Below are 3,434 nucleotides of genomic sequence, written 5' to 3' on the forward strand. Positions count from 1 at the left end.
AGGCGGTCTGCGCGCGGGCGGCCCGTACGACGGCGGCGCCGACGTCGGCGGGGCCGGCGGCCGGGACGGTGGTGATGAGTTCCTCGGTCGCGGGGTTGCGTACCTGGAGCTCGGGGAGCTGCTCGGACACGGGGGCCTCACATGCGTTCGAAGGAGCGGCGCAGTTCCCAGTCGGTGACCGCGGCGTCGAAGGCGTCGGTCTCGACGCGCGCCATGTTGCGGTAGTGCTCGACGACCTCCTCGCCGAAGGCCGCCTTGGCGATCTCGCTGGTCTCCCAGAGTTCGGCGGCCTCGCGCAGGGTGGTGGGCACGTGCTCGTAGTCCGCGGTGTAGGCGTTGCCGGGGCAGGGCTCGGGCAGTTCCCGTTCCTGCTCGACGCCGTACAGACCCGCGGCGACCATGCCGGCGACGGCGAGGTACGGGTTGACGTCGCCGCCGGGCAGCCGGTTCTCGAAGCGCAGGGAGCGGCCGTGGCCGACCACGCGCAGGGCGCAGGTGCGGTTGTCGCGCCCCCAGGCGACGGCGGTCGGGGCGAAGGAGCCGGGCTGGAACCGCTTGTAGGAGTTGATGTGCGGGGCGTAGAGCAGGGAGAACTCGCGGAGCGCGGCGAGCTGCCCGGCGAGGAAGTGGCGCATCACCGCGGACATGGAGTCCGGCTCCTCGGGGGAGCCCGGCATGGCGCTGTCGCCGGCGGCGTCCGCGAGGGAGAGGTGGATGTGGCAGGAGTTGCCCTCGCGTTCGTCGTACTTGGCCATGAAGGTGATCGAGACGCCCTCCTGGGCGGCGATCTCCTTGGCGCCGGTCTTGTAGACGGCGTGCTGGTCGCAGGTGACCAGGGCCTCGTCGTAGCGGAACGCGATCTCGTGCTGGCCGGGGTTGCACTCGCCCTTGGCGGACTCCACGGTGAGTCCGGCGCCGGCCATCTCGTTGCGGATGCGGCGCAGCAGGGGCTCGATACGGCCGGTGCCGAGCACCGAGTAGTCGACGTTGTACTGGTTGGCGGGGGTCAGCCCCCGGTAGCCGGCGTCCCAGGCCTGTTCGTAGGTGTCGCGGAAGACGATGAACTCCAGCTCGGTGCCGACCTGGGCGGTGTGCCCGAGGGCGGCGAGGCGGTCCAGCTGGCGGCGCAGGATCTGCCGGGGGGCGGCGACGACCGGGGAGCCGTCGGCCCAGGCGAGGTCGGCGACGACCAGGGCGGTGCCCTCGTTCCAGGGCACCCGGCGCAGGGTGTCGAGGTCGGGGTACATGGCGAAGTCGCCGTAGCCGGTCTCCCAGGAGGACATGGCGTAGCCGTCGACGGTGTTCATGTCGGCGTCGACGGCGAGCAGGTAGTTGCAGCCCTCGGTGCCGTGCCGGAGCACCTCGTCGAGGAAGAAGCGTGCGGCGAACCGCTTGCCCTGGAGCCGCCCCTGCATGTCGGGAAAGGCGAGGACGACGGTGTCGATCTCACCGGCGGCGACGAGGGTGCGCAGTTCCTCGACGGCGAGTGGGGGTGTGCGGTCTGCCACGGGAGAGCCTCCTCGGGCTTCTTCGGCTGCTTCGGGCTTCTTCGGTCGAGCCGGCAGCCATAAGGTATGACCGGGAACCATTGCTTGGGAAGGGGGCACGACGAGATGCCGGAAGACGCGGTCGGCGCGGTCGGGGACCGCCTGGTGCCGGTGCTGCGGCAGGTCCGCGCGGGCAACGGCTTCGAGGAGGCGCTGGAGCAGATCCTCCAGGTGGTGCGGCTGGGTCTGGTGGCGGGCGGGGAGCGGCTGCCGGCCGAGCGGGAGCTGGCGGAGCGGCTGGGGGTCAGCCGGGTGACGCTGCGCGAGGTGCTGAAGGTGCTCCAGGACCAGGGTCTGGTGGAGTCGCGGCGCGGCCGGTACGGCGGCACGTTCGTGCTGCCCCGCCCGACGGACACCGGCGAGGAGGAGCTGCGGCGGCGGATCGCGGAGGTCGACATCGAGGACGTGCTGCGCTTCCGGGAGGTGCTGGAGGTGGGCGCGGCGGGGCTGTGCGCGGCGCACGGGCTGACGGACGGGCAGGCCGGGCGGTTGCGCGAGGCACTGACCGGCACGCGGGAGGCGCCGCTGACGGACTACCGGCGGCTGGACACGCTGTTCCACCTCACCCTGGCGGAGCTGTGCGGCTCGCCGACGCTGACCGCGCAGTACGCGGCGGTACGGGCGACGGTGAACGACCTGCTGGACTGCATCCCGCTGCTGGTGCGCAACCTGGAGCACTCGCAGCACCAGCACACGGCGCTGGTCGAGGCGGTGCTGGAGGGGGACGCGGACGGGGCGCGGGAGATGATGCGCGAGCACTGCGCGGGGACGGCGGCGCTGCTGCGGGGATTCCTGGCGTGAGGCCGTGACACCGCGTGGATGGTTTACCCCGGCTTGACGCACGGGGGTTGCGCTCACGCCGTCCGCGCCACGAAGGTATGGGCCCACAAAGGTCTGGATCCGCTCCATTGCCACCTTCCGTGCCGCCGCCCCCTGGGGAGCCGCCCCGTGAGCCTTCCGTCCACGTCCCGAGAACCCGCCGGTGAGGCGGACGACTACCTCGAACGCAGAAGGCTCCGGCGCGGCAGCGCCGGCTGGCTGCTGCTGACCGGCCTCGGGGTCGCCTACGTCGTCTCCGGCGACTACTCGGGCTGGAACTTCGGCCTGGCCGAGGGCGGCTTCGGCGGTCTGGCGATCGCCATGCTGCTGATGGGCGCCATGTACACCTGCATGGTCTTCGCCCTCGCCGAACTGTCCTCGATCCTGCCCACGGCGGGCGGCGGCTACGGCTTCGCCCGCCGGGCGCTCGGACCGTGGGGCGGGTTCCTCACCGGCACCGCGATCCTCATCGAGTACGTGCTCGCGCCCGCCGCGATCTCCATCTTCATCGGCGACTACGTCCAGTCGCTGGACCTGTTCGGTCTGGAGTCCGGCTGGCCCGTGTACCTGGCCTGCTTCGTCGTCTTCATCGGCATCCACCTGTGGGGCGTGGGCGAGGCGCTGCGGTTCAGTTTCGTCGTCACCGGCATCGCGGTGGCGGCGCTGGTCGTCTTCGCGCTGGCGGCGCTGCCCCGGTTCGACGCCTCGTCCCTCGACGACATCCCGGTGGACTCCTCGGCGCTCGGCGCGAACTCCTGGCTGCCGATGGGGCTGCTGGGGATCTGGGCGGCGTTCCCGTTCGGGATGTGGTTCTTCCTGGGTGTGCGGTCTGTACAGCCGTAGGCATCTGGTGGCGAAGGCGCCGGAGGAGGAGTTCGCGGCGCTGGCGGCGGCCGAGGCGGAGTTGTCACGGGACTGAGGACCTGAAGGGAAGGGGGTGCCCGACGTGTCGGCCGGGCCACTCATCGGCATCAGTACGTACGCGGAGTCCGGTGTGCGCTGGGGCGTGTGGCAGCTGGACGCCGCGCTGCTGCCGGCCGGGTATCCGCGGCTGGTGCGGCGGGCGGG

2 protein-coding genes and 2 pseudogenes are annotated in these 3,434 nt (G+C 71.8%); 3 read left to right on the forward strand and 1 reads right to left on the reverse strand.

All coding sequences use genetic code 11. From position 1 onward, the window contains the following. Positions 1-137: 137 nt before the first annotated feature. On the reverse strand, positions 138-1,508 hold the full coding sequence (locus tag B9S61_RS14590; RefSeq protein ID WP_103542644.1) for a glutamine synthetase family protein: 1,371 nt from the start codon (positions 1,506-1,508) through the stop codon (positions 138-140). A 105-nt stretch (positions 1,509-1,613) separates the two neighbouring features. Here B9S61_RS14590 and B9S61_RS14595 point away from each other — a divergent pair, with 105 nt between their 5' ends. The 3 genes and pseudogenes from B9S61_RS14595 to B9S61_RS42300 form a co-directional block, all read left to right on the forward strand. Next, positions 1,614-2,348: a FadR/GntR family transcriptional regulator gene (locus tag B9S61_RS14595; protein ID WP_103542645.1), complete on the forward strand. Its 735-nt coding sequence runs from the start codon at positions 1,614-1,616 to the stop codon at positions 2,346-2,348. 147 nt (positions 2,349-2,495) lie between these two features. Then, positions 2,496-3,200: pseudogene (locus B9S61_RS14600) on the forward strand (amino acid permease); the annotation flags it as partial. A gap of 112 nt (positions 3,201-3,312) precedes the next feature. Continuing rightward, a pseudogene (locus B9S61_RS42300) lies at positions 3,313-3,434 on the forward strand (gamma-glutamyl-gamma-aminobutyrate hydrolase family protein); the annotation flags it as partial.

Source organism: Streptomyces sp. SM1 (genome assembly GCF_002910825.1).
Taxonomy (GTDB): Bacteria; Actinomycetota; Actinomycetes; order Streptomycetales; family Streptomycetaceae; genus Streptomyces; species Streptomyces okerensis.